Raw genomic sequence first — 513 nt, forward strand, 5'->3', positions numbered from 1 at the left:
TTGGAGGAAATTGCGATGAAAGATGATACGCTTCATACAGCTTTTCAAAGCTGGGAAACATTAAGTAGCACGCAGGAAGAAATTTTAGCTTATGAAGCAAGGCTAAAGCGTGTGCTAGATGAGGAAGCAGCCATTCGTGAAGCCGAGCTGCGTGAAGTAGAAGCACGACAGGAAGGTGTGAAAGAGGGAATTAAAGAAGGAATTAAAGAAGGAATTAAAGAAGGAATTAAAGAAGGAATCAAGGAAGGGATACAAAGGACTGCAAAACGTATGCTACAAGAAGGTTTTGATATTGAGACGGTTGTTCGGTTAACTGGGCTTTCTAATGAACAAGTTCATAAAATCAGGAGGGAAGTAAAGTAAGTAATTGTATTTTTGGTGAAATTGAATTAAAAAACCTTCAAATAAAAAAGTTGGAGGAAATTGCGATGAAAGATGATACGCTTCATACAGCTTTTCAAAGCTGGGAAACATTAAGTAGCACGCAGGAAGAAATTTTAGCTTATGAAGCAA

The 513-nt window shown here is 37.8% G+C and carries 1 protein-coding gene; it reads left to right on the forward strand.

The window, feature by feature from the left end; translation table 11 throughout:
* A partial coding sequence (locus tag ACFFIS_RS13415; protein WP_512700596.1) for an Rpn/YhgA-type helix-turn-helix domain-containing protein occupies positions 1 to 363 on the forward strand: 363 nt, incomplete at its 5' end.
* Positions 364 to 513: the final 150 nt, after the last annotated feature.

This window comes from Paracerasibacillus soli (assembly GCF_042432965.1).
In the GTDB taxonomy this organism is placed as follows: Bacteria; Bacillota; Bacilli; order Bacillales; family Amphibacillaceae; genus Paracerasibacillus; species Paracerasibacillus soli.